Below are 23,972 nucleotides of genomic sequence, written 5' to 3'. Positions count from 1 at the left end.
GCATGCGTTTCCGTAGTCTCGAAAGCCGCATTGTCACGCTGTTCCTGGTGTTGATCGTGGTCGTGCAATTGTCTGGCCTGGTGGCGATCCGCCAGGGCATCGACAGCAATGCGCGGCGCGCCATCAGCAGCGAGCTGGGTAATGGCGCCAAGGTATTCCGCCGCCTGCTCGACCAGAATGCGCAAAAGCTGCGTTTTGGCGCCAGCGTGCTGGCGCGCGACCGGGCCTTCGTGGAAGCCATCGGCAACGATGAAAACGACGACCGCGCCACCATCCAGTCGGCGCTGGAAAATAGTGGACGGCGCATCAACGCATCGCTGACGATGCTGGTCAGCGCCGAGCATCAAATCAAGGTGTCGACCGACGAGAGGCAATCGGCCGGCCTGGAAAAACTGGTGCTCAGCATGCTCGACCAGGCCGAAGCGTCGGAAGGCGCGGACGGCATCGCCATCGTCGGCCGGCGGCCGTATCAAATCGTGGTGGTGCCGGTGCGCGCGCCGATCACGATTGCCTATGTCGTGATGGCGTTTCCGATCGATCATCAGTTGGCCAATGAAATGCGCGAGATTTCGTCGCTGCAAGTCGACATCCTGACCCGCGACGTGGCCGGCGCCTGGCTGTCGACCGCCTCGACCTTGCCGGCCGTCGCCGTCAATCCGGTGGTGGCGCAACTCCAATCGATGAAGGCCGCGCCATCGGTGCCGTTCGACCTGGATATCCAGGGCAGCAAATACAGTGCGCGGCTGCTGCTGATCGGCGAGGACGCCGGCCAGGTCGCCAGCGTGGTACTGACCCGTTCGATCGATGAAGCCACCGCCGAATATTCCAGCTTGCAACGCTTGCTGCTGGGCTTGACGATGCTGGGCATCGCGGTCGCCAGCGTGGCCAGCATCTTGACGGCCAAACGCATCGCCCAGCCGCTGAGCCAGTTGGCCGATACCGCCAAGCGGCTGGAGCAGGGCGATTACAAGGCCAGTATCGATTTGAACCGGAATGACCAGATCGGTGCGCTGGCGCAAGCGTTTAACAGCATGCGCGAAGGGATCGCCAAGCGCGAGCAGGAAATCCGCCGGCTGGCGTATTGGGATACGCTGACCAATTTGCCGAACCGCGCCCAGTTCGTGCTGTTGCTCGACGATGCGCTGGTCGAGGCGGCGCGGCGCGGCCAGCCGATCTTCGTGCTGATGATGGACCTGGACCGTTTTAAACATGTCAACGACGTCATGGGCCACGGTTTTGGCGATGCGTTGCTGCGCCAGGTGGCCGGGCGCTTGCAGGAACAATTGACGGCGATCCGCTTTCATGCGGCGCAGGTGGCGCGGCTGGGCGGCGATGAGTTCGCGATCCTGCTGCCGGGTGCCGAACTGGAACAGGCGCAAGTGGTGGCCGGCGCGATCTTGCGGGCGCTGGAAACGCCGCTGTCGCTGGACGACCAGATGGTCGATATCGGCGCCGGCCTCGGCATCGCCGGTTTCCCGCTGCACGCCAATTCGGCGGCGGCGCTGATGAGCATGGCCGAAGTGGCGATGTATGCGGCCAAGCAGCGCAACGATGGCGCGGTGGTGTATGACGCGGCGATGGACAAGGGCAGCGACAAGAGCTTGTCGCTGCTCAGCGAATTGCGCAAGGCCATCGAGCGCGATGAGTTCCGGCTGCATGTACAGCCCAAGATCATGCTCGGCAGCGGCCAGGTGGTCGGGGTCGAGGCGCTGGTGCGCTGGGTGCATCCGGAGCGCGGCAATGTCTTCCCCGATGAATTCATTCCATTTGCCGAACAGACCGGTTTTATTCGCGTGCTGACCCGCTGGGTGCTGGAAAAATCGGCTGCGCTGTGCCAGGAATTGATACAGCAGGGTGTATTCCTCAAAATCTCGGTGAATTTGTCGACCCGCGATTTGCTGGACCAGGACTTGCCGGCCAAGTTTGCCGATATCTTGCTGCGTCACAATCTGGCGCCATCGTCGTTCTGCCTGGAAATCACCGAAAGCGCGATCATGGACGACCCGGTACGCGCCCAGACCACGCTGGAGCGGTTGCATGCGATGGGCGTCGATTTGTCGATCGACGATTTCGGCACCGGATATTCATCGCTGGCATACCTGAAGCGCTTGCCGGTCGACGAATTGAAAATCGATAAATCGTTTGTCTTGAATATGGAAAACGACGAGGGCGATACCAAGATCGTCCGCTCGACCATCGACCTGGGGCACAATATGGGCTTGCGGGTGGTGGCCGAAGGCATCGAAAGCGAAGCGGTATGGCGCTTGCTGGCCGAGCTGGGCTGCGACCAGGGGCAAGGTTATTTCATGAGCCGGCCGATTCCGGCCGATCAATTGTCGGGCTGGCTGGGCAAATGGCGTTCGCCGATTATCGTTGGCGCCGCAATCTCCGACGACGAGGTAACCGAAGCCGCCAAATAAAAAATGGCGGTACTTCAAGATAACAATGCTTTAAAAGTCATGATACGCGCTATGATTTGTATTCCCTCATACAAACAAACAGACGGACGACCCATGCAATTACGTAGTGCAACCATCCTGTTCAGCCTGATGGCCGCGTTCGGCGCTTCCGCGCTGGCGCAAACCTGCCCGGCCGGCGGCCCGGCCGTGACTTATCCGGTGAGCAAGAAAATCGACCAGCAAGACAATTATTTCGGCACCCAGGTAGCCGATCCTTACCGCTGGCTGGAAGATGCCAATAGTGCAGAAACGCATGACTGGGTGGTCGCGCAAAACCAGCTGACGCAATCGTACCTGGGCCAGATTCCGGCCCGCGGCGCCATCAGGCAGCGCCTGACCACGCTGTGGAATTACGAGCGCTACAGCGTGCCGTACAAGGAAAGCGGTCGGTATTTCTACAGCCGCAACGACGGTTTGCAAAACCAGTCCGTGCTGTACACCCTGAAAAGCCTGGCCGACAAACCGCGCCTGCTGCTCGACCCGAACACGCTGGCGGCTGACGGCACCGTGGCGCTGGCCGGCACGGCAGTGAGCCCGAACGGCAAATACCTGGCTTACGGCACGGCCGCCTCCGGTTCCGACTGGAACCAGTGGAAAGTGCGCGACATCGATACCGGCAAGGATTTGAGCGACAAGCTGGAATGGGTCAAGTCGTCGGGCGCGTCGTGGCTGAAGGACAGCAGCGGCTTTTTCTACAGCCGCTACGACGAGCCGAACGAAGCGACCAAATTGGCCGACGTTAACTATTTCCATAAACTGTATTTCCATAAAATCGGCACGCCGCAAAGCAGCGACGTGCTGGTCTACGACCGCCCGGACCACAAGGAATGGGAATTGAACGGCCAGGTCAGCGATGACGGCCATTACCTGGTCATTACCGCGCATCCCGACACGTCGCCGAAAAACCTGATCTTCATCAAGGACTTGCGCCAGAAGGACGGCAAGGTCGTGGGCTTGCTGGACGCCTACGATGCATCGTACAACTTCATCGACAACGACGGCCCGGTGTTCTGGTTCATGACCGACAACAAGGCGCCGAAATCGCGCGTGGTGGCGATCGACATCCGCAAGCCGGGGCAAGCGAACTGGAAGGAACTGGTGCCGGAAAGCGCACAAACGCTGGTCTCGGCCAGCACCCTGAACCGCCAGTTCGTGCTGGAATACCTGAGCGACGCGCACAGCCTGGTCAAGGTTGCCGACTTGACGGGCAAGCCGGTGCGTGAGATCGCCTTGCCGGGCCTGGGCACGGTCAGCGGTTTCCACGGCAAGCGCGGCGACAGCGAGACGTTTTATTCCTACGCCAGCTTCACCACGCCGGCGACGATTTACCGCTACGACATGAAAACCGGCGAGAGCAGCATCTACCGTCAGCCGAAGGTCGATTTCGACCCGGCCGCGTTTGATGTGCGCCAGCAATTTTTCACCAGCCGCGACGGTACCAGGGTGCCGATGTTCATCGTCTCGAAAAAAGGCATCAAGCTCGATGGCAGCAATCCGACCTATCTGTATGGCTATGGCGGCTTTAATATTTCGCTGACGCCGAATTTCTCGGTGGCCAACCTGGCGTGGGTCGAAATGGGCGGTGTCTACGTCGTTGCCAACCTGCGCGGCGGCGGTGAATACGGCGAAGCGTGGCACCAGGCCGGCACCAAGCTGAACAAGCAAAACGTGTTCGACGATTTTATCGGCGCGGCGGAATGGCTGATCGCTAACAAGGTTACCTCGCCGCAAAAACTGGCGATCGGCGGCGGCAGCAATGGCGGCCTGCTGGTTGGCGCGACGCTGACGCAGCGTCCGGAACTGTTCGCCGCGGCCATTCCGCAAGTGGGCGTGATGGACATGTTGCGCTTCCAGAAATTCACCGTCGGCGGATCGTGGACCTCGGACTACGGCTCGTCCGACGATGCCGACCAATTCAAGGCCTTGCTCAAATATTCGCCGCTGCACAATTTGAAACCGGGCTCGTGCTACCCGGCGACGATGGTCACCACGGCCGACCACGACGACCGCGTCGTGCCTGGCCACAGTTTCAAGTTCGCCGCCGCTGCGCAAGCGGCGCAGGGCGGCGCGGCGCCGGTGCTGATACGCATCGACGTCAAGGCCGGCCATGGCGCCGGCAAGCCGACCAGCAAGCAGATCGAGGAAGTCGCGGACCGTTGGGGTTTCCTGACCCGCGCCTTGCAGATGGATGTGCCGGCCCAGGCGGCAGCACAATAAGAGCCTATGCCAGTAGCGAGCGTCGTCTGCTGGCAGCGTATCGGCAGCGCGGACCAGGCGTGAGGAGCAAGCGTGGCGGGCCACGCGACGACGAGCAACGCAGTCCCCGCTACTGAGGAGCGCCAGAAGAGGGCGTATTCATCTATCCGAGCTCGACACCCTGTTGCCGCCACTGCAGCGCACTTTCTACCTGATACGCCAGGTGCACAAGATCTTGTCGCCCCGGCTGCACAGTTTTTTGCAACGTTGCCGCCAGCAGCCTACATGATTCACTCCTGCCATTCCATATACACGTTGGCGCGCTGATAGTGCGCTTCGGACGGTGGCCGTTGCGCATGCATGAAGCCGGCACTTTCATACAAGGCCAGCGCCGGCTGCAATTTGCTGTTCGATTCCAGGTAGAGCAGGGCGGCGCCACTGGCCCGGTAAGCGGCCAGCGCCCGTTCCAGCAGGCGCCGGCCGACACCGAGACCCTGGCAAGCCGGCGTTACGGCCATCTTCGATAATTCCAGCTTGCCGTCACCGGCATCGATCAGCGCGCAGGTGCCGACGATGGCGCCATGCAACCGCGCCAGGAAAATCGCGCCGCCGGGCGCCAGGATCGACGTCTGCGGATCGGACAGCACCAGGTCGTCGATCGCTTCGACATAAAAATAGCGTTCCAGCCATTCGATGTTGAGACGCTTGAAATCGGCCGCATACTCCGGCTGGAAGTCGATGATTTCCAGCGCAGCCTGTTCCCGCGCGCGCTTGCGGGCGGCGATCAGTTCGGCAAAGGCGCTGGCTTGCAATTGGCTTTCGACCCGTCCCAGCGTGGCCAGCAAGGCATCGGTATTATTGCTCAGCAGCACATCGATAGCGGCCTGGATATCGGCCCACAGCGGCTGCATGCCTTGCATCAGCGCCCGGCCTTCGTCGGACAGGGCCAGCAGGCGGCGCCGCTCATCGGTCGGCGACGACATTTCGGTGACCACGCCGGCATCGAGCATCTTGCGCCCCAGTTGCACCACGATAGGGTGGCTTTGGCCGATTTGCGCCGCCAGCGCGGTAATCGAGGTCGGGCCGTTATCGCGTAGCAAAAATAGAAGGGGGAAGCAGCGCGACGACAGCGCCACGCCGGCCGCTTGGTAGGATAGGTCGACGCCGGCATACAATTGGTCCGACAGGCGCCGCAGGCGGCTGGCCAGCAGCAGCGAGCCGTAATTATGCAAAGTACTCATGGTGATAATATCCGTAACAAGTTACGTATACTATGATGACAATCTATTGCCCATGTCAACCTTATTGTCATTCGGCGAGGATGGGCCGTTTTAAAAGCAGCCTCATCAATTATTTAGGATTTGTCCTAGTCAAAAGAAAGCGGACTCCGACTGCCGATCCGATGCCGTCTGCGTACACTGGAATTCTGTGCCGGCGATTGCCTGCGGCGCAGCTCATTCAAACGCAAGATTTCATGATCGGAGACCGAGATGGCGGATATTCAATCTGGAGTGGACGGTGTGGTCAGGCGCGATTTGTTAAGCTCGCGCATCAATGCCTTGGACTGGGTCGCCTTGATCCTGTTGATTGTCGGGGGACTCAACTGGGCGCTGGTCGGCTTGTTCAATATCGACCTGGTGGCCAGGATACTGGGCGACATGACGACGGCGTCGCGTATCATCTATGTGCTGGTCGGACTGGCGGCGGTGTATTCGATTTACCTGTGCGTCAAGATGATGCCCAAGACCAGTACTTGACGATTGTCGCTGGGTACGATGCCGGTCGGCGCCCAGTCTGAACGCTTGCGCGAATTACCAAGCGGGTGACCACAGCCTCAAGAAGGTGGGCGTCAACCCACAGCGCGCCGAATACGGCCAAACCTGGCAGGCTCGGACCGCGGCAGCGGGGGACCGGGTAATCCCCCGCTCGCCATTTGCCTGTCGCCGGGCATGCACTTGACGAACCTGGCCTCCCAAAAAGTTGACTGGAGTCATCAGGTTAAAGGGCCAGCAATTGCCCAATATTCCACATCCATAGTACACTTGCCTAGAAAGCAAAACGGTAGAGTCCGGCTCTGGAAAACGGAGGCCGCTGCTTGCCCGAGGATGGGGAGGGTGGCGCGCACTGTTTCGGTAAAGGCATACTTCTCGATGCATTGACGGCGGATCACAGGCTTGCCGAGCGCAGCATGGGTTCCCCTGGTGCTAACCTTGGCCGGCGGTTTGGTTGATTCTTGCCGCCCGGCAACTTGATAGTGTTCAATCGTGTATTCACAATCGCAAATCGATCCGGTGGTCAGTTTCCGTAATACGCAAAATGAAACAGTGCGTGGCACGCTTGTCAATCTCCAAAAGAATTCCCTGGTGATGGAAATTTACAACCCTTACTCCATCCTGCAAGTCAGTGAAGTCTTGAATGAGTTGACGGTGCGCATCGGTACCAAGCATGCTTATGTCGGCAAGGCGGTGGTGATCAGCATGGTCAATACCGGACTGACCGCGATCGTTTCGGTCGGCCTGCTCGACGATTGGAGCGAATTGAGCAACGTGGTGCTGCTCAAGGGCGAGATCGGCAAGGAAGCCAGCAACTTTGTCGACGGCTGGAATGAACGGCGCCTGATACGCCGCGATTACCAGATCGTGGTCAATGATTTGCGCGCCTATCTGTCGGAAGTGGCGCGCTGGGTCGAACAAGTCGATATATCTGATTCCTTGCCGAAGGAAAATGGCCGTTTGCGCGCCGATGTGTTCGATGAGTTGGCGACCCCGCTGATGCGGCGCACCCAGGATTATTTGCGGAAGCTGGAATACGAGGCGGCGCAAGTCGACCAGGAACATGCACCAGCGCACCGCGCTTTCGCCCAGGCCGCGCTGCATCCGCTGATCATGCGCGCGCCGTTCGTGTTCCGCACCTTTACCAAGCCGCTCGGTTATGCCGGTGATTATCAAATGGTGAACCAGTTGATGGATGATCCGCGCCAGGGGCCGAGTACGTATTTTCAGATCGTCAACGCGGTATTCCTGCAAGCCGCGGTCGCCATTGCGCACCGCAACCGCATCGATATCCTGGTCGACTTCCTGAAGCAGTGCGCCGACCAGGCGCGCGCCGCCGGGCGGACATTCCGCATCCTGAACGTCGCTTGCGGGCCGGCCATCGAAATCCAGCGTTTCATGCAAACCTATCCCGATCCCGGTGCGCTATCGTTTGAATTGCTCGATTTCAGCGCTGAAACACTGGACTGGACCCGCGACCGTCTGGCGTCCATCATGGAAAGCAATGGCAAGCCGGTACAGATCGACTATGTCCAGGATTCGGTGCACAATCTGCTCAAGCGGCGCAATGGCGCGCTCCCGGAGCAGGCGCAGAATCAGGCCCAGGATCAGAACCAGGACCAGGCCGGCAGTTACGACGCCGTGTATTGCGCCGGCCTGTTCGATTATTTGTCGGACAAGGTTTGCGCCCGGCTGATGACGCATTTTGCGTCGCGGGTGCGTCCCGGTGGCCGGCTATTCGTTACCAATGTCCATTCCGTCAATCCGAGCCGGTTTGGCATGGAGCATTTATTGGAGTGGCATTTGATTTATCGCGATGAAGCCGGTATCGAAGCCTTGCTGCCCGAGCAAGCCAGGCAGCGCAAAGTCTATGTCGACGCAACCGGGGTCAACCTGTTTGCCGAAATGAGTATTCATTGATGGCTGGCCGCGTCTCATGGGCAAGTCGGAAAACCGTTACGAGCAAGCCCAATGCCGGGCCGGGCGGCGCAGCCGCACGGCAGGTAGCGGGATGCCGGGTCAGCGAGCAACGCAGGCCCGGAAGTGGGCTGCGCGGCAGGTTTTTCGAGGTGCCCTCATGACACAAGCCATGCACGCCGGTTATGCGGCGGTGCTGCGCGATTTCCGCCGCGAATTCAGCCGGGGCGCCGCGTACACCTGTATCGTCCTGATTTTATTGGGCGTGATGCTCGATTACGCCTTGTACCCGCAAATGCAAGCCGGTTTCGCCGGCGCGCGCATGCTGGCGGCGGCGGCGGTGTTTGGCGTGATCTTGCTGATGCGCACGCGCTGGGCGCTCAACCGCATCCAGTGGCTGACCTTTGCATGGCTGCTGGCGCCGCAGGTCATGATTGCCTGGATGATCAGCGTTACCGAAGGGGCGGCGTCGATTTATTATGTCGGCCTGTCGCTGGCGATTTATTCATCCGGCATCGTGCTGGCCTTCGGCCTGTGGCAAAACCTGGTGTTCGGCGCAATTTCCTATTTGCTGTATGTGATCGCCTGCTTGAGCCATCCCAGCGGCCTGGAACCGCACGCATCGTTTATCGTCAATTCGCTGTTCCTGGTCATGTCGGCGACGGTCAGCGCGGTGTTTACCTACTTCAACGAACGGGCCCGTTTTATGCTATTTCAGTTGAAGGCGGAAGTGGCGGAAAAAAACAGCCAGCTCGAAATCACGAATAAAGACTTGGCCGATATCAAGGGCCAGATGTTGCAGCAAGAGAAAATGGTGGCGATCGGCACCTTGGCGGCCGGTTTGCTACATGAAGTCAATAATCCGGTGAACTATTGCATGATGGCTATCGAAGTGGCGATTGAAGATCCGGCCGCCAAGAATAGTCCCTTGCTGACCGAATGCCTGACCGACGCCAAGGAAGGCATGTTGCGGGTGCAGCACATCGTGTCCGACTTGAAAACCTTTGCTTACCGGAAAAGCGGCAACCAGCTTGCCGGTGCGCATTTTGCGTTGGCGCGCGCGCTGGATTCGGCGGCGCGGCTGGTCGGCCATGAAATCAAGTATGTGACGATACGCCGCGATTTGCCGGACGATACCGTGGTGCGCGGCGACGAGGCGGCGATTGTCGGCGTGCTGATCAATTTGCTGGGCAATGCGGTACTGTCTATGCGCAAAGGCAACAAGCCGCCGTTTGAAATCGACGTGACGGCGCGCTGGGACGGCGACCGGCTGCGTGTCACCGTGCGCGATAACGGCCCCGGCATCGCGCCGGAAAACCTGGCGCGGGTATTCGAACCGTTCTTTACCACCCGTGAAGTGGGGCAGGGCCTGGGCTTGGGGCTGAGTATCAGTTACGGCGTCATCGAACGCCATGGCGGCACCTTGTTTGCGGAAAGCGCGGTCGGGCTATGGGCCGCCATGCATTTTGATTTGCCGCGCCATGTGTGGCAGGCGGCTTAGAGCCTATCCCAGTAGTGAGCGTCTTGTTCTGGCCGCGCATCGGGAGCGCGGACCAGGCGTGAGGAGGACGCGTGGCGGGCCACGCGACGACGATCAACGCAGTCCCCGTTCCTGAGGAGCGCCAGAACAGGGCGTATTCATCTACTGGGATAGGCTCTTAGCACCCATCCCGGCAGGGAGCGTCGCCGGATGGCTGCTGAGTGGCCGTCAGCAGGCGCTGTATTCTCTGCCGGGATAGGTTCTTGGATGGCGGCATCGAACGGCGCCTGTGTTTCAGCGTGTCCGCGCGCGCATCCGGATCAGCGATAATGGTTTCGGGATAGCGTCGGCCGTGTTGCAGCGGCTGTCGGCCGATCCGGTGGCGCTGCATGGGCAGGCTGGCGGCAGTGGCCGGGACTTGATTTTTACTAGCGTATCATGCAATCCTCCGGCGGCAATATCCAGGTGGCGACGCAGCAAGGGCAGTCCACCACAGTCACACTGAGTTTTCCAGTACATATAAGGAATGAGCATGATTGACCCCCGTTCGCAGGCACCGACGATTTTATACGTCGATGACGAAGCCAATGCCTTGAAGTATTTTCAGCGCGCCATGGCGACGTTGGCGCCCGTGCTGACCGCCGGCTCGGTGGAAGAAGGCAAGCGCATGCTCGACCAGAACGCCGGCCATATCGCGGTGCTGGTGTCGGACCAGCGCATGCCTGGCGCTTACGGCAATGAATTGCTGTCATATGCGTGGGACCGCTACCCGCACATCGTGCGCATCCTGACCACCGCGTATTCGGAACTGGAACAGACGGTGGAGGCGGTCAACCAGGGGCATATCCACCGCTACATCCAGAAACCGTGGGATATTTCCGCGCTGCGCATGGAATTGAAGCAGGCGCTGGAACTGGCGCGGCTGCGCAAGGAACATTCCCAATTACTGCGCGAAAAGCTGCTGGTGCGTCAAAAACAAGCGGTGGCCAACCGCATCGGCACCGTCTACGCCTTGTGCGCCAGCCTGTCCGGACCGGAACAGTTGCTGCCTGTCGAAGCTTACCTGTCGGCGGCATTGACGGCCGGCATGACGCCACCGGAACCGGACTGGCTGTTGATGGATTACTCCGACCTGGTCAGCTCCGAAGCGTTCCGCAGCGCGGCTTTCGGCGCCGCCGTACGCATTCATTACCAGCAAGTCGAGCGCGATTATCCCGACAAGGGCGTCGAGCAAGCCATCGGCATGCTGGCGCTGGCCTTTGGCGAACAATTGAAAACCTTTGGCGCCGGCACCGCGATGTTCTTCGATGGCCGGCAATTGACTGAGTTCCTGGAAACGCCGACCCACGCGCCCGTATCGTCGCAACATGCGTTTTGGCTGGCTTGCCTGCTGTGGCTGGCAAAACGAGGCTGGTCGCTGCAATTGACGCGCACCGACCTCGGTTTGCAATGCCGGCTGGCGCAGGCGGAATTGCCGTTGACGCCGAGCCAGCTGGCGGCCTGGGTTGAACAGTTTTAAGAAACTGTCTCGCTAGAGAACGCCGTCTATTTTTCGCTGGCGGCCTTCAAATTGGCCAGGCCGGCCTCGAAATCCTTGCCGACCATGCTGTCCATGCTGGCAAACACACTCATCACCTTGGTCACGTACGGGCTGGGGCCATGCATTTTCCAGGTCACTTTGGTGCTGTCGCCTTGCGGTTCCAGCGTGAATTCGGTGGTGTTGTGGCTTTCGAACGGTTTGACGAAATCGAGCTTGATCGTCACTTTCGACGGTTCCGTCACATCGGTGATTTCCATGCGCCCGGCGCCGACCTTGTCATTGCCTGTCCATTGATAAATGGCGCCCTTGCCGCTGGGCGCGCCGCTGAGGGTGCGGCGCATCGCCGGGTCCAGTTTTTCCCATGGCGACCAGGCGCGCCAGTAATGGAAGTCGGTGATCAAGGGCAGTATCTTGTCGGGCGCCGCCTTGATGGTCGCTTCGCGCTGGACGCTGAAGGTGTCGGGCTTGGTGGCGGCAAAGCCCAGGATGGCGGCAATCACGACGACGATGGCGATGACAACTTTCTTGATCATTATTCTCTCCTGTTGACATGGGAAGGATGACGCGGCAAGACGAGACAATGTTATCAGATTTGAATATGGAATACGCAACTTGATCAAACGTGGCGCGCATCGGTCAATTGTGCAGTGCGGCGTGGCCTCACTGTTGCGTAACAGCGCTGGTAAAACGCGGTCGGTCCGTTAGAATGTTGCGCGTACTTTTCACGCTGTTTTTTTCAAGAAGGATGTATGGTGCAAAAATCGATCGCCGGCCTGACGCTGGCGTGTGGCTTGTTGTGGTCCGGCATCGCCAGTGCCGGTGCGTGTCCGTCGTTTTATGTCGATGGCCGTTCGCCTGAAATTCTCAACCAGAAACTCGGCGGCGCCACCAGGGAGTTGTGTTACAGCGTGTTCGGGGTCATGCATTCGGGTATCACCCGCACGCCGCTATGGTCCGCCGAACATTTGACGGCGCAAAACATCCATGCCGCGCAAAGCTTGTCGCGTGAAAACTCTTTCCATGCCGAGCAGGAATTGCCGGTCAGCCAGCGCGCCGAACTGGCCGATTATGCGCGCAGCGGGTTCGACCGCGGCCACATGGCGCCGAACGGCGACATGCCGGACCGGGTCAGCCAGCATGACAGCTTTACGCTGGCCAATATCGTGCCGCAAGACGGTAACAATAATCGCCATATCTGGGCCGGTATCGAAGGTGCGGTGCGCAAGCTGGCGCAAAAAGAGGGGGATTTGTATGTGCTGACCGGTCCCGCCTTTATCGGCGGCAACTTGCAAAAGATCGGCAATGTACTGGTGCCCAGCCATATCTATAAAGTAGTCTATAGCCCGCGGCAACGCGCCGGCGCGGCCTATTTTATTGAAAACAAGTCGACTAGGGATTACCAGATGCTCAGCATCGCCGCACTGGAAAGCAGGATCGGCATCAATCTGTTACCTTCGCTGTCCAGCAAGCAAAAAGAAGCGATGCTGCGCTTGCCGAAGGTGAACAGCAAAAAAAGTTTCTAATTTCATACAGGAGTGCTTATGCGCACAGCCAAATTCATCCCTTACGCCAATGAAAGCGACGTGATCGAGATCCAGGGGCTGACCATCGAAAACCGGATCGACCGCATCACCCTCAGCGGCGATATCGACTTGACGCTGGATCAGGCCGGGCTGGCCAGCGCCAAATTGTTGCAGCGCTTGCTGAACGATGTGGTGGCCAGGCTGGAGGCGCAGGATTTGCCGGCGCAGTTGCCGCCGCCGGTGATGAAAACAGTCAGCAACCCGTTCGAGTAAAGCGGTTTGTATCGCAGGAAATAATTGCCTTAGTGCATTTGATTTGGTCGTAGGCCGCTGCGCCGGATTGGTGATAAATTTTCTCCATGCATCTGGAGATCATCATGAAGCGCGCTTCCCGTTTTTCTGACGCAGCGCTGCTGGGCGCCGAGACCGAGCGGCGGGCGGCGCCTGTGTTACCGAAAAAAATCAGCCGCCTGTTTTCTGCCATCGAGGCCAGTCCGCAATTTACTTCCGAAGCTTTCCGGGTTGCCTTTCAAGGCATACGGCGCAAGAAACTGGAGCCGTTTTGATCGTCGTCAAAGCCAGCAAGATCCTTGAGAGCCAGTTTCGTTTATCCCGGCTCGATTTTTCATGCTTTGTGCAATTGTTCACGACCTGGAAATCCGCCGCGCTGATCGGCGAAGACGAGTTTTACCCCTTCGATGCGCATAGCGCCTATATTCGTCCGTTGAGCGCCGGCAAGCAGCACGTGGCGCGCCATGTGCACTTGGTGCCGCTGCGCGACCTGGCGAAAAAGCCGAGCTGGAAATTACGCACCTCGCGCCGCTCGCGGCGCAGCAGCGACCGCGTGCTGATCTATGTCCACGATGCCGGCAACTACCTGTTGCTGGCTATCTTGCCGGAACCGGAAGCGCATCAGATCACCCGCATGCTGTACCCGCAAGACGCCGAGGCGATGCGCAGCCTGGCGGAAATCGCCGAAGAGTTTTTATATACCGGGAAAGTGATAGGGTAGCAACCGGCGGCGCTGGCCGCCGGTTGCCGAGGGGTGTTGCTATTGTTACCCTATATTACTGGGCGAACGCCTGGCCGGCCGGCGTGATCGTCACCGAGGCATCGCTCAAGCTCAGTTTCATCTTGCCGATGACCTGGTCTTCATCGAGCAGCGCTTGCGGCTTGTTACCATCGTATTTGATCGGCGAGAAGACGTCGCTGATCAATTGCTGCTTCAGGCCGGCCGCATCCTTGGCCACCATCACCACCGACAGATTCTTTGCCGACAGATGTTGCTTGATGGCGCGGTTGACGTCGGCCACGCTCAGTCTGGACAAGCCGTCGCGCATCATCCTGGTGAATTCCGGCGTGCCATACCACTGCGAATCGAGCGCATAGCCCAGTTGCTGGTCTTGCGTCGACGTCATCACGAACACATTCTTCATCAGGTAATCGCGGGTGAGGTCGAACTGTTCCTGGGTCAAGCCATGCGTCACCAGCTTGTCCAGTTCGGTCAGCGCGACGCGCAGCGCGAAATGGGCGTTTTCCGGTGCGACCGGACGTATCCACACTTCAAACAATTGCGCCTTGCGGCCCAGGTTCGGGCTGGGGAAGAATTGATACATGCCGCGCGGGAATGCTTCGATGTACGCATAATCGCCATAATTCATGCCGCGGATTTCGCGGATGCGCTGGTACAGATAGGCGTTCGATGCGCGGTGTTCGCCGAGCCAGGTCTTGGCCAGCCACAAGGCCGCGAAGTCCGGATGGGCGCGGGTCACGTCGATCGGCAAGCCGAACGAGATCGCCGTGGCGCGGGTGTTTTTCTGGATGATTTCCACTTGCAAGCCTTGCGGCATCTTGCCGACAGGAACTTTGGTGGCGGCCAGGCCTGGACCTTCCGGCAACTTGGCCAGCGCCTGTTTCAGCGCAACCGTCATGGCGTCGGACACGTCGCCGGAAATGCCGACCTTCAGCGCGCCCTGGGTGTAGGCGGTGTTCCAGAATTGCCTGACGTCGTCGAGCGTGATTGCTTCGATGCCTTTCAGCGTGCCCAGTACCGGATGGCCGTACGGCGTGCCGGCATAGACATTGGTTTGCAGGCGTTCCTTGGCGAATTCCTCTTCGTTATTGTCTTTCAGGTCGAGTAGCAAGGCATTCTTTTGCGCATCTTTCAAGCGCCGGAAATCGTCTTCGCGGAAACCCGGCGACAGCAGCAGCGGCAGCGCGATGTCGCTGAAACCGGCCCAGTTATCCTTGTGGATCGAGCCGGTAAACGTCGTCATTTCCTTGTCGGTCTGCTGGCTGAAACTGCCGGCCAGCGGAAACAGCGCCTTGCTGACTTCATCGGCCTTCAGCTCGCGCGAACCGCCCGACGCGACCATCGCGGCGGTCAGTGCCGCCAAGCCTTCCTTGCCTTGCGGATCTTGCGCCGAACCGGCGTTGAACAGCAGCTTGTAGCGGATTTGCGGCAGCGCCGATTTTTGCACCAGCACATCGAAGGTCGCGGCCTTGGCCGGCGGCGCGAAGCTGGCCAGTGTCGGCACGGTGGCGATGGCTTGCGGCATCGCCTGGTGCGACAGCGTGGTCACCACCAGGCCGGCATCGCTCAGGTATTTGCGGGCCGCGGCCTGCAAGTCGGCCGGCGTCAGCGTGTCGATCAGGCGGTAATACTGGTTGATGGTGCCGTAGGAACGATTGAAATGCACGAACGAGGCCAGCGTGGCGGCGATTTGTTCGGTATTGTCGAGCGAGCGTATCAAGCCGTATTTTTGCGCCGACTTGGCGTCCGCCAGGTTTTTCTCGCTGACCGGCGTGTCGCGCAATTGCGCGATGGTACGCAGGATCGCGTCGCGCACATACACGGCGTCGTCGATATTCTTGATGCGCGCGCCGATGCTGGCCAGCGTCGGGTCGACCCGCTCCGGCGTGTAATCGAGCAACTGGTCGACCTTTTGCTCATCCTGCACCAGCCGCTTGTGCAGCGCCGAGGTGGGGCCGAACGACAGCGACAGCAGCATGCCCAGCGCGGCCTGGTCCTTGCTCTCGGTGGAAAACGCCGGCGCATGGAACGATACCGCCACCCACGGCAGGGTCTGGGTCGGCCACGGCACATGTTTATATACCGGGCCATGCGGCGCCGGTTCGGCCGGCACCGGCGCCTGGGCCGTGCCGCGCTGCCATTTGCTCCAGTATTTCTCGACCAGCGCGATCGCCTGCTGCGGATTGACGTCGCCGGCGATGATCACGGTGGTGCGTTCCGGGCGGTACCAGCGGTCGAAAAACACTTTCGAATACGCATACTGGTTGGGCATGTCTTCGATGTCCTTGATGAAGCCCATCGTCGTATGCTTGTAGGTGTGGCTCTGGAAGGCGCTGTCGCGCATCACTTCAAACAATTTGGTCAGCGGATTGGCGCTGTTCTTGTTGTATTCGCCAAGCACCGCCCGCGATTCGGTCTTGAAACCGTCTTCCGAATAATCGAGGTGCTGGAAACGGTCGGCTTCGACTTTCAGCACGGTTTCCAGGTCGTCCTTGGCGAAGGTGGTGTGGTAATTGGTCAAGTCGTCGCTGGTGTAGGCGTTCTGGCGCGCGCCGGACTTGGTGATGATGTCCTGGTATTTTTCAGGCGGATAGGCCTTGGTGCCACGGAACATCATGTGTTCGAAGAAATGCGCGAAACCGGACTTGCCCGGCTCGACTTCATTGCGTGAACCGGTTTGCACCGGGATTTGCAGCGAGACGATATTCGGAAAACCGGTCGGTACGATGATGATCTTCAAGCCGTTGGCCAGGGTTTTTTCGGTCGCCTTGAATGGCAGCAAATCGGCTTTGGCCGCGGCTGCTTTGGTCGCGGCGACTGGCGCTGAACGTGCGGGAGGCGGGCTGGTCTGCGCCAGCGCCGACGACGCCAGCCATGGCAGGGCCAGCGCGAAAACCGGGGTGAACTTGGACACGAAGTTTCCTTTCTTAATGTTGAACTGAGTGCAATCTTAAGGATAAAACATTCATGCCGCGATGCATAGGGCTAATTTGGCGCCACGGATGGCCGCGGCGCCGCATTGCCGCTTACAGACCCAGATCGGACAGGCCCGGATGGTCGTCCGGACGGCGTCCCAGCGGCCAGTGGAACTTGCGCTCCGATTCCTTGATCGGCTTGTCGTTGATCGATGCGTAACGGTTGGTCATCAGGCCATCGGCGCCGAATTCCCAGTTTTCATTGCCATACGAACGAAACCAGTTGCCGGCGTCGTCCCGCCATTCATAGGCGTAACGCACGGCGATACGGTTATCCGTGTAGGCCCACAATTCCTTGATCAGGCGGTAATCGAGTTCCTTGTTCCATTTGCGCTCCAGGAAGCCCTGGGCTTCGTCGCGGTTGACGGCGAATTCGGCGCGGTTGCGCCACTTGGTGTCCAGGCTGTAGGCCAGCGCGACTCGGGCGGCGTCGCGGCTGTTCCAGCCGTCTTCGGCGAGGCGGACTTTTTCGATAGCGCTGTCGCGGGTGAACGGCGGCAGCGGGGGACGCGGGGCGGATGGGGATGACATGGCGTTTCCTTTTAGTGGGGGAGGGTAGGTGCCGGCTTGAGCAGGCTGCGGGCGATGCGCTGCGCCTTGCTGGCGGCCTCGGTGTCGCCTGTAACAAGCGCGACGGTGATCGCGCCGTCGACCAGGATCAGCAAGGCGTCGGCCAGTGCATCGGGATCGGCGGCGCCATATTCTGTTGCCAGCTGGCGCAGGAAGCCGCGCAGCGCCAGTTTGTGTTGTTTCGCCACCAGGCGGATCGGATCGGCGGCATCGGCGGTTTCGCCGGCCGCGTTGATGAAGGCGCAGCCGCGGAAGTCGGGCGTGGCGAACCATTGCGTCAATACGTCGAAGGTGGCCAGCAGGCGGCTGGCGCCGGGCGCGGCGCGGCAGCTTTCGCCGATAAACCAGGCCATCCAGCGCTGGTCGCGGGCCCGCAAGGCTTCGGCGACCAGGCCGTCCTTGGTGCCGAAATAACGGTAGATGGTTTTGCGCGCCACGCCGGACGCCTTGACGATGGCGTCCATGCCGGTGGCGCAAATGCCGCCCGCATAGATCAGGCGCTCGGTGGCATCGAGGAGTTTCTTTTGTACTGAGGGGGTATTGGTGTTTTCCATGCGATGCATGGTAGAACGATCGTTCTCCCCTGTCAAGCGGAATGGCCAGTTATTTTCATGAGGGGGTCAATAACGGGGCCGCACTTGCCGGCGCATCATGCTCGGGCAGGCTGATGCGGTTGCGGCCCATGTGCTTGGCGCGGTAGAGCGCGGCGTCGGCAATCGCCAGCAACTGGCCGGGTCCCGCTTCATGCGCCGCCAGCGCGGTGGCCGCGCCGATGCTGACGGTGACGCAGGCGGCGCCGCTTTTCAGGCGCGGCAGTTGCAACTGCTCGACCCGGCGCCGGATGCGCTCGGCCACGATGGCGGCGCCCTTCAACGCCTGATTGGGCAGGATCACGGCGAATTCCTCGCCGCCGTAGCGCGCCACCAGGTCGTTGGTGCGCAATTCGCTGGCCACCGCGCCGGCCACGCGGCGCAGGCAATCGTCGCCGCCCAGGTGGCCGAAGGCGTCGTTGTATTCCTTGAAGTTGTCGACATCGACCATCAGCAGCGACAGCGCCTGCTGCTGGCGCGACGCGCGCTGCCATTCGGCGTGCAGGGTTTCGTCGAAACAGCGCCGGTTGGCCAGACCGGTCAGGCTGTCGCGTGTGGCCAGCCGTTCCAGTGCGCTCTGGGCGCGTTTTTCATCGGTCATGTCGCGCATGGTTTCGACCACCGCGATCAGCTTGCCGTCGCTGTCATGGATCGGGCTGGCGTCGACCGCCAGGTAACGCTGGTTGCCGCCGGCGCGCGGCATGTCGCACCAGCTTTCCGCGCTGATATTATGCTGTCCGATATCGTGATCGGCGTGGCGCTGGTGGTGTGCGAAATAGAGCCGCAGGTCGGCGTCCAGTTCGTCGCGCAACTGCTGCACCAGCAGGTCGGCCAGCGTTGGCCGTTGCTGTTTGTAAAAACCTGACCAGTGCCTGGAAGTGCCGATCATGTGCTGCGCCGCAACGCCGGTCAGGCGTTCGCAGGCGCGGTTCCAGATGATGACCTTGCCATGCATATCCAGTACAAACGTCGGGATCACCAGCAATTCCATCATCCTGACCGCCAGGCTGTGCGCCGGCGCGGGCTGCGCGAATTCCTGGGGCTGGATCTGTTGCGTGCTGGTCATGAGCAAGTCCTTATGGTTTGCCGAGTGAGATTTGTTGACCTAGACAAATGTTGTCCAGATACAAGTGGGGATTTTGAGGCGGGAGTGCGTTGCACTGTTTGATAATGCACAAAAATGGTGACAATGGGGCGTGGGAGTTTGCGGTGTCAGCGGATATGCAAGGTTTGCGCCTGGGCCGGCTCCAGCGGCAGGGTGATGGCGAGCCGGGTGCCGCAGCCGGGGGCAGTGTCGATGTCGAGCCGCCCGCCGGCGGCGCTGATGCGTTCGCGCATGGCCGGCAAGCCGCAACCGCGGCGACAGGGATCGGGCAGCATGCCGACGCCATTGTCGCTGATGTCCAGGAGCAGCAAGTCGCCGTCGTGGCGCAGCCGCAAGTGCACTTGCGTGGCCTTGGCGTGGCGCGCCACGTTCGACAACGCTTCCTGGACCACGCGCAACACTACCGCGTCCAGCATCCGTCCGGCGCCATAGGCATCGTCGGCGGCGTCGAATTGGCACGCGATATCATTGATGCGTGAAAACTCGCTGACTTGCCGTTCCAGCGCCGCCTGCAAACCGTCTTCCAGGCCGGCCGGACGCAAGTCGTTGATGATGCTGCGCAGCGAGCGTATCGTCAGGTCGACGTTTTTCGAAATCAAGGCCAGTTTCTGGTGAATCAGCGGATGCGCGCCGGCAGTGCTAACTTGCAGCATCGAAATGTCGATCTTCAGCGTCAACAGGTTTTGTCCCAGGTCGTCGTGGATCTCGGCGCCAATCCGGCGCCGTTCGTTTTCCTTGATGCCGGCTTGTTGCGCCAGCAAATGGCACAGGCTGGCATGGGTGTCGAGCAAGGCTTGCTCGCTCTTGTGGCGCAAGGTTTCCTGGCTGCTGCGTAATTGCTGTTCGCCAGCCAGCGCGCGGCGCACCTTGTATTGGCGCCACAGCAGCAGGAAGGCGATCAGCGCCAGCAGCACGGCCGCGGCGGCCAGGCAGTCGACCAGGCTGAGCGCGGAGGCGCGCCACAGCCGGGTTTCAGCGTCCAGCGCGGGGGGCTGCGCGGCGCAATCGAAGGCCGCGCCGGCGCCCAGGCACAGGACGGTTATAAAGCGATGCTGTAAAAACTTCATGTATCCCTGATCGTTCTCGTTGATCGGTATCTTGAAAATACAGTTGCTTTCTGATATCAGTATTGTCTAAACGCAAATGATCAACGATTTTTATGGCGACGTGGTTTTGTTATTGCTTTTAAAAAATCCTTGTTTACACGGGAAATAGCGGCGCAGCTTATAATAGAGGGTTGTTTCGCCGTTGTTGCGGCCGGGCCGCCACTGGGAGCAGCCTGTTTTTAGGAAATATAGTGACGTATAGCATTAAAGAAATCTTTTATACCTTGCAGGGCGAGGGCGCCCAGGCGGGACGTCCGGCCGTGTTTTGCCGTTTTTCCGGCTGTAATCTGTGGACTGGCCGCGAAAGCGACCGCGCCGGTGCCGTGTGCACCTTTTGCGACACGGACTTTGTCGGCACCGATGGCGACGGCGGCGGCAAGTTCAAGACTGCCGAGGCGCTGGCCGCCGCGATCGACGGCCTGTGGCCGGCAAGCTATCCGGCCAGCAAATACGTGGTGTTTACCGGTGGCGAGCCGCTGCTGCAACTCGATACGCCGTTGATCGATGCGATGCACCGCGCCGGTTTTACGATTGCGATTGAAACCAACGGCACCTTGCCGGTGCCGCCAGGGGTCGACTGGATTTGCGTCAGTCCGAAAATGGGTTCGCAACTGGTGGTCAGCAAAGGCAGCGAATTGAAAGTCGTGATTCCGCAAACCGGGCAAGATCTGGCCGCCTATGAAGCTTTGGACTTCGACAATTTTTATGTCCAGGCGATGGATGGCCCATTGGCCGAATTCAATACCAGGCTGGCGATCGAGACCTGCAAGCGCAATCCGAAGTGGAAGCTAAGCCTGCAAACCCACAAACTCCTCCAAATACCTTAATAATCAAGATTTTCAATGCTGACAATTACACGCAAGCTCGAATTCGACGCCGGCCACCGGATTCCCGATCATAAAAGCCAGTGCCGCAACCTGCATGGCCATCGCTACACGGTGGAAATCACGCTGGTCGGCCAAATCATCCAGGCCGAAGGCAATTCGGACAATGGCATGATCATGGACTTTTCCGATATCAAGGCGCTGGCCAAGGAACACCTGGTCGACGTGTGGGATCACGCCTTCCTGGTGTATGAAAAAGACAGCGTGGTGCGCGATTTCCTGGCGACCTTGCCGAACCACAAGACCGTCGTCATCGACCGTATCCCGACCGTTGAAAACCTGGCGCAAATCGCCTTCGACATCTTGAAAGCGGCCTACACAGACCGGTTTGGCACTGGCTTGCATTTGCACAAGCTGGTGTTGCATGAAACCCCGAATTGCTGGGCAGAGATTACCGATGCCTGATAGTGATTTCATGCAACTGGCGCTGCAACAGGCGCAACATGCATGGGACTTGGGCGAAGTGCCGGTCGGCGCCGTGCTGGTCAAGGATGGCGTGGTGATCGCGACCGGCTACAACCAGCCGATCGGCCGCCACGATCCGACCGCGCACGCCGAAATCATGGCCTTGCGGGCTGCCGCCGACAAGCTGGGCAATTATCGTTTGCCGGGGTGCGAACTGTATGTAACGCTGGAACCCTGCGTGATGTGCGCCGGTGCGATGTTGCATGCGCGCTTGAAACGGGTGGTGTTTGGCGCGGCCGACCCGAAGACCGGCGCTTGCGGCTCGGTCGTCAATTTGTTCGGGCAAGAACAATTGAACCACCAGACCGCCATCGAAGGCGGCGTGCTGGCGGATCAATGCGGCGCCTTTCTCAAAAGTTTTTTTGCCGAACGGCGCAAAGCCCAGGCCGCAGCGCGGCTGGCGGCCAGCCAGTCCTGAGCATAAGCAAACCCGCGTCAGTGAAATTCAATTTCAATCGAATCCGGCGCCGGTTTTCTTGACAGCGGCGCCTGGCCTGCCCAGCAATGTAATGCCGTCTGGAAAACTGTCAGCAGAAATGGTGCTTGTTAGCAATAATATTGCATAAAAGATGCGACATTTGGTATATTTGAAATAAATTACCAAAAGAGAAAGCTTGCATCGACATGAACGGTTCCATGATGGCGGATACCTTGGGCGCTCGGCAAGGCGAAAAGTCGCACGCCATGACCGAGCAGCGCAGCCTGCCTGGCGCCGCTGACAACAGCAAGTGGAATGCATTGATACGCTTCATGCGCCAGCGGGACGGCTGGACCCCGTCGTACCGGCATAAATCGGTCGATGGCCATATTTCCAACTGGGAGGTCGCATGGTGTAACCATCTGCCGTTTTCATTTTTATGCGTCGAATGGCTTGACCTGGGCATCCATCAGCGTATCCATGCCGGGCCATTGCCGGAGCCGGACATCATCAACCATGCGGCCTGGATTTGCCCGAAACTGATTGAGATCGGCCTGGAGCACGAAGTGGTCGGCGACATCGTGCGGATTTGGGGGCATTTGCCGAAGTCGTACGATGCATTGCGGATCGGGGCGGGGGAGTAATGTCGGTCTCAACCCCAGCCCTAACTCCAGCGCCGGGCGTGTCTGCCATCTCTGTTCGATAGTTCAATTTCACACAGAAAATCCCATAACCCTTATTGCTGAATTTGGCTCATAAACTCTTGTTGAATTATGCGTATTATCGAACTAATCTTTTCATTGCATACTTTCATTTCGTAATTCATCCACAAGGAAACCAAATGAAATTCATCAACAAACTGATACCACTTGCGGCTGCGCTCGCGTTCGCCGCCAGCAGCCCGGTACTGGCGGCGGCTCCGATGGCCGGCACCAATGCCCCAGGTTTCTTCCGTATCATGCTGGGCGATTTTGAAGTCACCGCCATCAGCGATGGCACCGTCGCACTGCCGATTGAAAAGTTCTTGCACCAGCCGCCGGCCAAGACCGGCCAGCAACTGGCGCGCGCCTACGAGTCCAGTCCGCTGGAAAACTCGGTGATGAGCTATCTGATCAACACCGGGTCCAGGCTGGTGCTGATCGATACCGGCGCAGGCAGCCTGTTCGGCCCTACGCTGGGGCAGATGCTGGCCAATCTGAAGGCTTCCGGGTACCAGCCGGAGCAGGTCGATGAAGTGTTGATCACCCATCTGCATCCGGACCATGTTGGCGGTCTGGTGGCCGATGGCCGCGTGGTCTTCCCCAACGCTATTGTCCGTGCCGATCAGCGTGACAGTGATTTCTGGCTCAGCCAGGCCAATATGGATAAGGCGTCCGATAAGAGCTTCTTCCAGGGCGCGACATCGTCGCTGGCGCCCTACATCGCAAACAAGCACATGCAACAGTTCAGCGGCGCGAGTGAAATCGTGCCAGGGATTCGCGCGGTGACCAGCTACGGCCACACTCCCGGCCACATCAACTACATGGTAGAAAGCAAGGGCCAAAAGTTGCTGTTGGTGGGCGACCTGATCCACAATGCCATCGTGCAGCTGCCGCATCCGGAAGTGACCATCGACTTCGACGCCGACCCGAAGGCTGCGGCCGCCACGCGCAAGCAAGTCTTCACCACGGTCGCCAAAGACGGCACCATGATAGGCGCGGCCCACATGCAGTTCCCAGGCCTGGGGCGTCTGCGCAGCGTCGGCCAGGGCTTCGAGTGGCTGCCGGTCAATTACACCCAGCTGCATTAAGAGCCTATCCCAGCAGGGGACGTATTCATCTACTGGGATAGGCTCTAAACCGCGCGCCAGGGTATCGGCAATAAACCTTGCTCCATGACCGCGTCCGGGAGACAAGCAGCGATTGTCTCGGCTGGATGCGGGCAGGCAGGACGTCAAGCA

22 protein-coding genes are annotated in these 23,972 nt (G+C 59.7%); 15 read left to right on the top strand and 7 right to left on the bottom strand.

Annotated features, from left to right (window positions below; translation table 11 throughout):
• Positions 1-2 precede the first annotated feature (2 nt).
• A complete protein-coding gene (locus tag GJA_RS12585; protein ID WP_038492722.1) occupies positions 3-2,420 on the top strand; it encodes a putative bifunctional diguanylate cyclase/phosphodiesterase in 2,418 nt (805 codons plus the stop codon).
• A gap of 93 nt (positions 2,421-2,513) precedes the next feature.
• On the top strand, positions 2,514-4,676 hold the full coding sequence (locus GJA_RS12580) for a prolyl oligopeptidase family serine peptidase (protein ID WP_038492719.1): 2,163 nt from the start codon (positions 2,514-2,516) through the stop codon (positions 4,674-4,676).
• A gap of 269 nt (positions 4,677-4,945) precedes the next feature.
• On the opposite strand, the gene GJA_RS12575 is transcribed toward GJA_RS12580, so the two are convergent.
• Entirely contained in the window at positions 4,946-5,896 is a 951-nt protein-coding gene (locus GJA_RS12575) for a bifunctional helix-turn-helix transcriptional regulator/GNAT family N-acetyltransferase (protein ID WP_038492715.1), read from the bottom strand.
• A gap of 249 nt (positions 5,897-6,145) precedes the next feature.
• Between GJA_RS12575 and GJA_RS12570 the strand changes: the two genes are divergently transcribed.
• The 4 genes from GJA_RS12570 (at position 6,146) to GJA_RS12555 (ending at position 11,343) form a co-directional block, all read left to right on the top strand.
• A complete protein-coding gene (locus tag GJA_RS12570; protein WP_051780773.1) occupies positions 6,146-6,412 on the top strand; it encodes a DUF378 domain-containing protein in 267 nt (88 codons plus the stop codon).
• Positions 6,413-6,919: 507 nt separating this feature from the next.
• On the top strand, positions 6,920-8,347 hold the full coding sequence (locus GJA_RS12565; protein ID WP_038492712.1) for a class I SAM-dependent methyltransferase: 1,428 nt from the start codon (positions 6,920-6,922) through the stop codon (positions 8,345-8,347).
• Between the two features lie 157 nt (positions 8,348-8,504).
• Entirely contained in the window at positions 8,505-9,845 is a 1,341-nt protein-coding gene (locus tag GJA_RS12560; protein ID WP_038492710.1) for a sensor histidine kinase, read from the top strand.
• Positions 9,846-10,356: 511 nt separating this feature from the next.
• The gene (locus GJA_RS12555) at positions 10,357-11,343 is read left to right on the top strand and encodes a response regulator (RefSeq protein WP_038492708.1); all 987 of its coding nucleotides are present in this window, start codon (positions 10,357-10,359) and stop codon (positions 11,341-11,343) included.
• A gap of 26 nt (positions 11,344-11,369) precedes the next feature.
• Here the strand turns inward: GJA_RS12555 and GJA_RS12550 are convergent, their stop codons facing one another.
• On the bottom strand, positions 11,370-11,897 hold the full coding sequence (locus tag GJA_RS12550) for an SRPBCC family protein (RefSeq protein ID WP_038492705.1): 528 nt from the start codon (positions 11,895-11,897) through the stop codon (positions 11,370-11,372).
• Between the two features lie 216 nt (positions 11,898-12,113).
• Here GJA_RS12550 and GJA_RS12545 point away from each other — a divergent pair, with 216 nt between their 5' ends.
• The 4 genes from GJA_RS12545 to GJA_RS12530 all read left to right on the top strand — a co-directional run bounded on the left by GJA_RS12545 (position 12,114) and on the right by GJA_RS12530 (position 13,899).
• Positions 12,114-12,887 carry a DNA/RNA non-specific endonuclease gene (locus GJA_RS12545; RefSeq protein ID WP_038492702.1) on the top strand — a complete coding sequence of 258 codons (774 nt, stop codon included), beginning with the start codon at positions 12,114-12,116 and terminating at the stop codon, positions 12,885-12,887.
• Between the two features lie 18 nt (positions 12,888-12,905).
• On the top strand, positions 12,906-13,160 hold the full coding sequence (locus tag GJA_RS12540) for a hypothetical protein (RefSeq protein ID WP_038492698.1): 255 nt from the start codon (positions 12,906-12,908) through the stop codon (positions 13,158-13,160).
• A 104-nt stretch (positions 13,161-13,264) separates the two neighbouring features.
• A complete protein-coding gene (locus GJA_RS12535; RefSeq protein WP_144241513.1) occupies positions 13,265-13,453 on the top strand; it encodes a hypothetical protein in 189 nt (62 codons plus the stop codon).
• Positions 13,450-13,899, top strand: coding sequence for a type II toxin-antitoxin system YafO family toxin (locus GJA_RS12530; protein ID WP_051780771.1), 450 nt, complete (start codon positions 13,450-13,452; stop codon positions 13,897-13,899). The genes GJA_RS12535 and GJA_RS12530 overlap by 4 nt, the downstream gene beginning before the upstream one ends.
• 55 nt (positions 13,900-13,954) lie before the next feature.
• Here GJA_RS12530 and GJA_RS12525 read toward each other — a convergent pair whose 3' ends face one another.
• The 5 genes from GJA_RS12525 to GJA_RS12505 all read right to left on the bottom strand — a co-directional run bounded on the left by GJA_RS12525 (position 13,955) and on the right by GJA_RS12505 (position 20,227).
• Positions 13,955-16,834 (bottom strand): M16 family metallopeptidase, encoded by a 2,880-nt coding sequence (locus GJA_RS12525; protein WP_038492692.1) that lies wholly within the window; start codon positions 16,832-16,834, stop codon positions 13,955-13,957.
• Between the two features lie 112 nt (positions 16,835-16,946).
• Positions 16,947-17,426 (bottom strand): nuclear transport factor 2 family protein, encoded by a 480-nt coding sequence (locus GJA_RS12520; RefSeq protein WP_038492689.1) that lies wholly within the window; start codon positions 17,424-17,426, stop codon positions 16,947-16,949.
• A gap of 11 nt (positions 17,427-17,437) precedes the next feature.
• On the bottom strand, positions 17,438-18,028 hold the full coding sequence (locus tag GJA_RS12515) for a TetR/AcrR family transcriptional regulator (RefSeq protein WP_038492685.1): 591 nt from the start codon (positions 18,026-18,028) through the stop codon (positions 17,438-17,440).
• 46 nt (positions 18,029-18,074) lie between these two features.
• Complete coding sequence (locus GJA_RS12510; RefSeq protein ID WP_051780769.1) at positions 18,075-19,121, bottom strand: sensor domain-containing diguanylate cyclase; 1,047 nt, start codon at positions 19,119-19,121, stop codon at positions 18,075-18,077.
• A gap of 146 nt (positions 19,122-19,267) precedes the next feature.
• Complete coding sequence (locus GJA_RS12505) at positions 19,268-20,227, bottom strand: sensor histidine kinase (RefSeq protein ID WP_051780767.1); 960 nt, start codon at positions 20,225-20,227, stop codon at positions 19,268-19,270.
• A 230-nt stretch (positions 20,228-20,457) separates the two neighbouring features.
• On the opposite strand from GJA_RS12505, the gene queE reads away from it, so the two are divergent.
• From queE to GJA_RS12480, 5 genes are all read left to right on the top strand, one after another.
• Positions 20,458-21,093 (top strand): 7-carboxy-7-deazaguanine synthase, encoded by a 636-nt coding sequence (queE, locus tag GJA_RS12500; protein WP_038492683.1) that lies wholly within the window; start codon positions 20,458-20,460, stop codon positions 21,091-21,093.
• A gap of 15 nt (positions 21,094-21,108) precedes the next feature.
• The gene (gene queD, locus GJA_RS12495; RefSeq protein WP_038492680.1) at positions 21,109-21,555 is read left to right on the top strand and encodes a 6-carboxytetrahydropterin synthase QueD; all 447 of its coding nucleotides are present in this window, start codon (positions 21,109-21,111) and stop codon (positions 21,553-21,555) included.
• A complete protein-coding gene (gene tadA, locus GJA_RS12490) occupies positions 21,548-22,033 on the top strand; it encodes a tRNA adenosine(34) deaminase TadA (protein ID WP_038492677.1) in 486 nt (161 codons plus the stop codon). The genes queD and tadA overlap by 8 nt, the downstream gene beginning before the upstream one ends.
• A gap of 206 nt (positions 22,034-22,239) precedes the next feature.
• Complete coding sequence (locus GJA_RS12485) at positions 22,240-22,677, top strand: DUF6678 family protein (protein WP_051780765.1); 438 nt, start codon at positions 22,240-22,242, stop codon at positions 22,675-22,677.
• Between the two features lie 197 nt (positions 22,678-22,874).
• Complete coding sequence (locus GJA_RS12480) at positions 22,875-23,822, top strand: MBL fold metallo-hydrolase (protein WP_038492674.1); 948 nt, start codon at positions 22,875-22,877, stop codon at positions 23,820-23,822.
• Positions 23,823-23,972 lie beyond the last annotated feature (150 nt).

Origin of the sequence: Janthinobacterium agaricidamnosum NBRC 102515 = DSM 9628 (assembly GCF_000723165.1) — a bacterium.
In the GTDB taxonomy this organism is placed as follows: Bacteria; Pseudomonadota; Gammaproteobacteria; order Burkholderiales; family Burkholderiaceae_D; genus Janthinobacterium; species Janthinobacterium agaricidamnosum.
The sequence above is the reverse complement of the archived record's forward strand: the minus strand, read 5'-3'. Positions and strand labels throughout refer to the sequence as shown.

What these genes read in the sequence shown, in the direction of transcription:
- GJA_RS12585 (WP_038492722.1), top strand. Translation starts at nt 3, where the DNA reads ATGCGTTTCCGTAGTCTCGAAAGCCGCATTGTCACGCTGTTCCTGGTG.
- GJA_RS12580 (WP_038492719.1), top strand. Translation starts at nt 2,514, where the DNA reads ATGCAATTACGTAGTGCAACCATCCTGTTCAGCCTGATGGCCGCGTTC.
- GJA_RS12575 (WP_038492715.1), bottom strand. Translation starts at nt 5,896, where the DNA reads ATGAGTACTTTGCATAATTACGGCTCGCTGCTGCTGGCCAGCCGCCTG.
- GJA_RS12570 (WP_051780773.1), top strand. Translation starts at nt 6,146, where the DNA reads ATGGCGGATATTCAATCTGGAGTGGACGGTGTGGTCAGGCGCGATTTG.
- GJA_RS12560 (WP_038492710.1), top strand. Translation starts at nt 8,505, where the DNA reads ATGACACAAGCCATGCACGCCGGTTATGCGGCGGTGCTGCGCGATTTC.
- GJA_RS12555 (WP_038492708.1), top strand. Translation starts at nt 10,357, where the DNA reads ATGATTGACCCCCGTTCGCAGGCACCGACGATTTTATACGTCGATGAC.
- GJA_RS12550 (WP_038492705.1), bottom strand. Translation starts at nt 11,897, where the DNA reads ATGATCAAGAAAGTTGTCATCGCCATCGTCGTCGTGATTGCCGCCATC.
- GJA_RS12545 (WP_038492702.1), top strand. Translation starts at nt 12,114, where the DNA reads ATGGTGCAAAAATCGATCGCCGGCCTGACGCTGGCGTGTGGCTTGTTG.
- GJA_RS12540 (WP_038492698.1), top strand. Translation starts at nt 12,906, where the DNA reads ATGCGCACAGCCAAATTCATCCCTTACGCCAATGAAAGCGACGTGATC.
- GJA_RS12535 (WP_144241513.1), top strand. Translation starts at nt 13,265, where the DNA reads ATGAAGCGCGCTTCCCGTTTTTCTGACGCAGCGCTGCTGGGCGCCGAG.
- GJA_RS12520 (WP_038492689.1), bottom strand. Translation starts at nt 17,426, where the DNA reads ATGTCATCCCCATCCGCCCCGCGTCCCCCGCTGCCGCCGTTCACCCGC.
- GJA_RS12515 (WP_038492685.1), bottom strand. Translation starts at nt 18,028, where the DNA reads ATGCATCGCATGGAAAACACCAATACCCCCTCAGTACAAAAGAAACTC.
- GJA_RS12510 (WP_051780769.1), bottom strand. Translation starts at nt 19,121, where the DNA reads ATGACCAGCACGCAACAGATCCAGCCCCAGGAATTCGCGCAGCCCGCG.
- GJA_RS12505 (WP_051780767.1), bottom strand. Translation starts at nt 20,227, where the DNA reads ATGAAGTTTTTACAGCATCGCTTTATAACCGTCCTGTGCCTGGGCGCC.
- queD (WP_038492680.1), top strand. Translation starts at nt 21,109, where the DNA reads ATGCTGACAATTACACGCAAGCTCGAATTCGACGCCGGCCACCGGATT.
- tadA (WP_038492677.1), top strand. Translation starts at nt 21,548, where the DNA reads ATGCCTGATAGTGATTTCATGCAACTGGCGCTGCAACAGGCGCAACAT.
- GJA_RS12485 (WP_051780765.1), top strand. Translation starts at nt 22,240, where the DNA reads ATGAACGGTTCCATGATGGCGGATACCTTGGGCGCTCGGCAAGGCGAA.
- GJA_RS12480 (WP_038492674.1), top strand. Translation starts at nt 22,875, where the DNA reads ATGAAATTCATCAACAAACTGATACCACTTGCGGCTGCGCTCGCGTTC.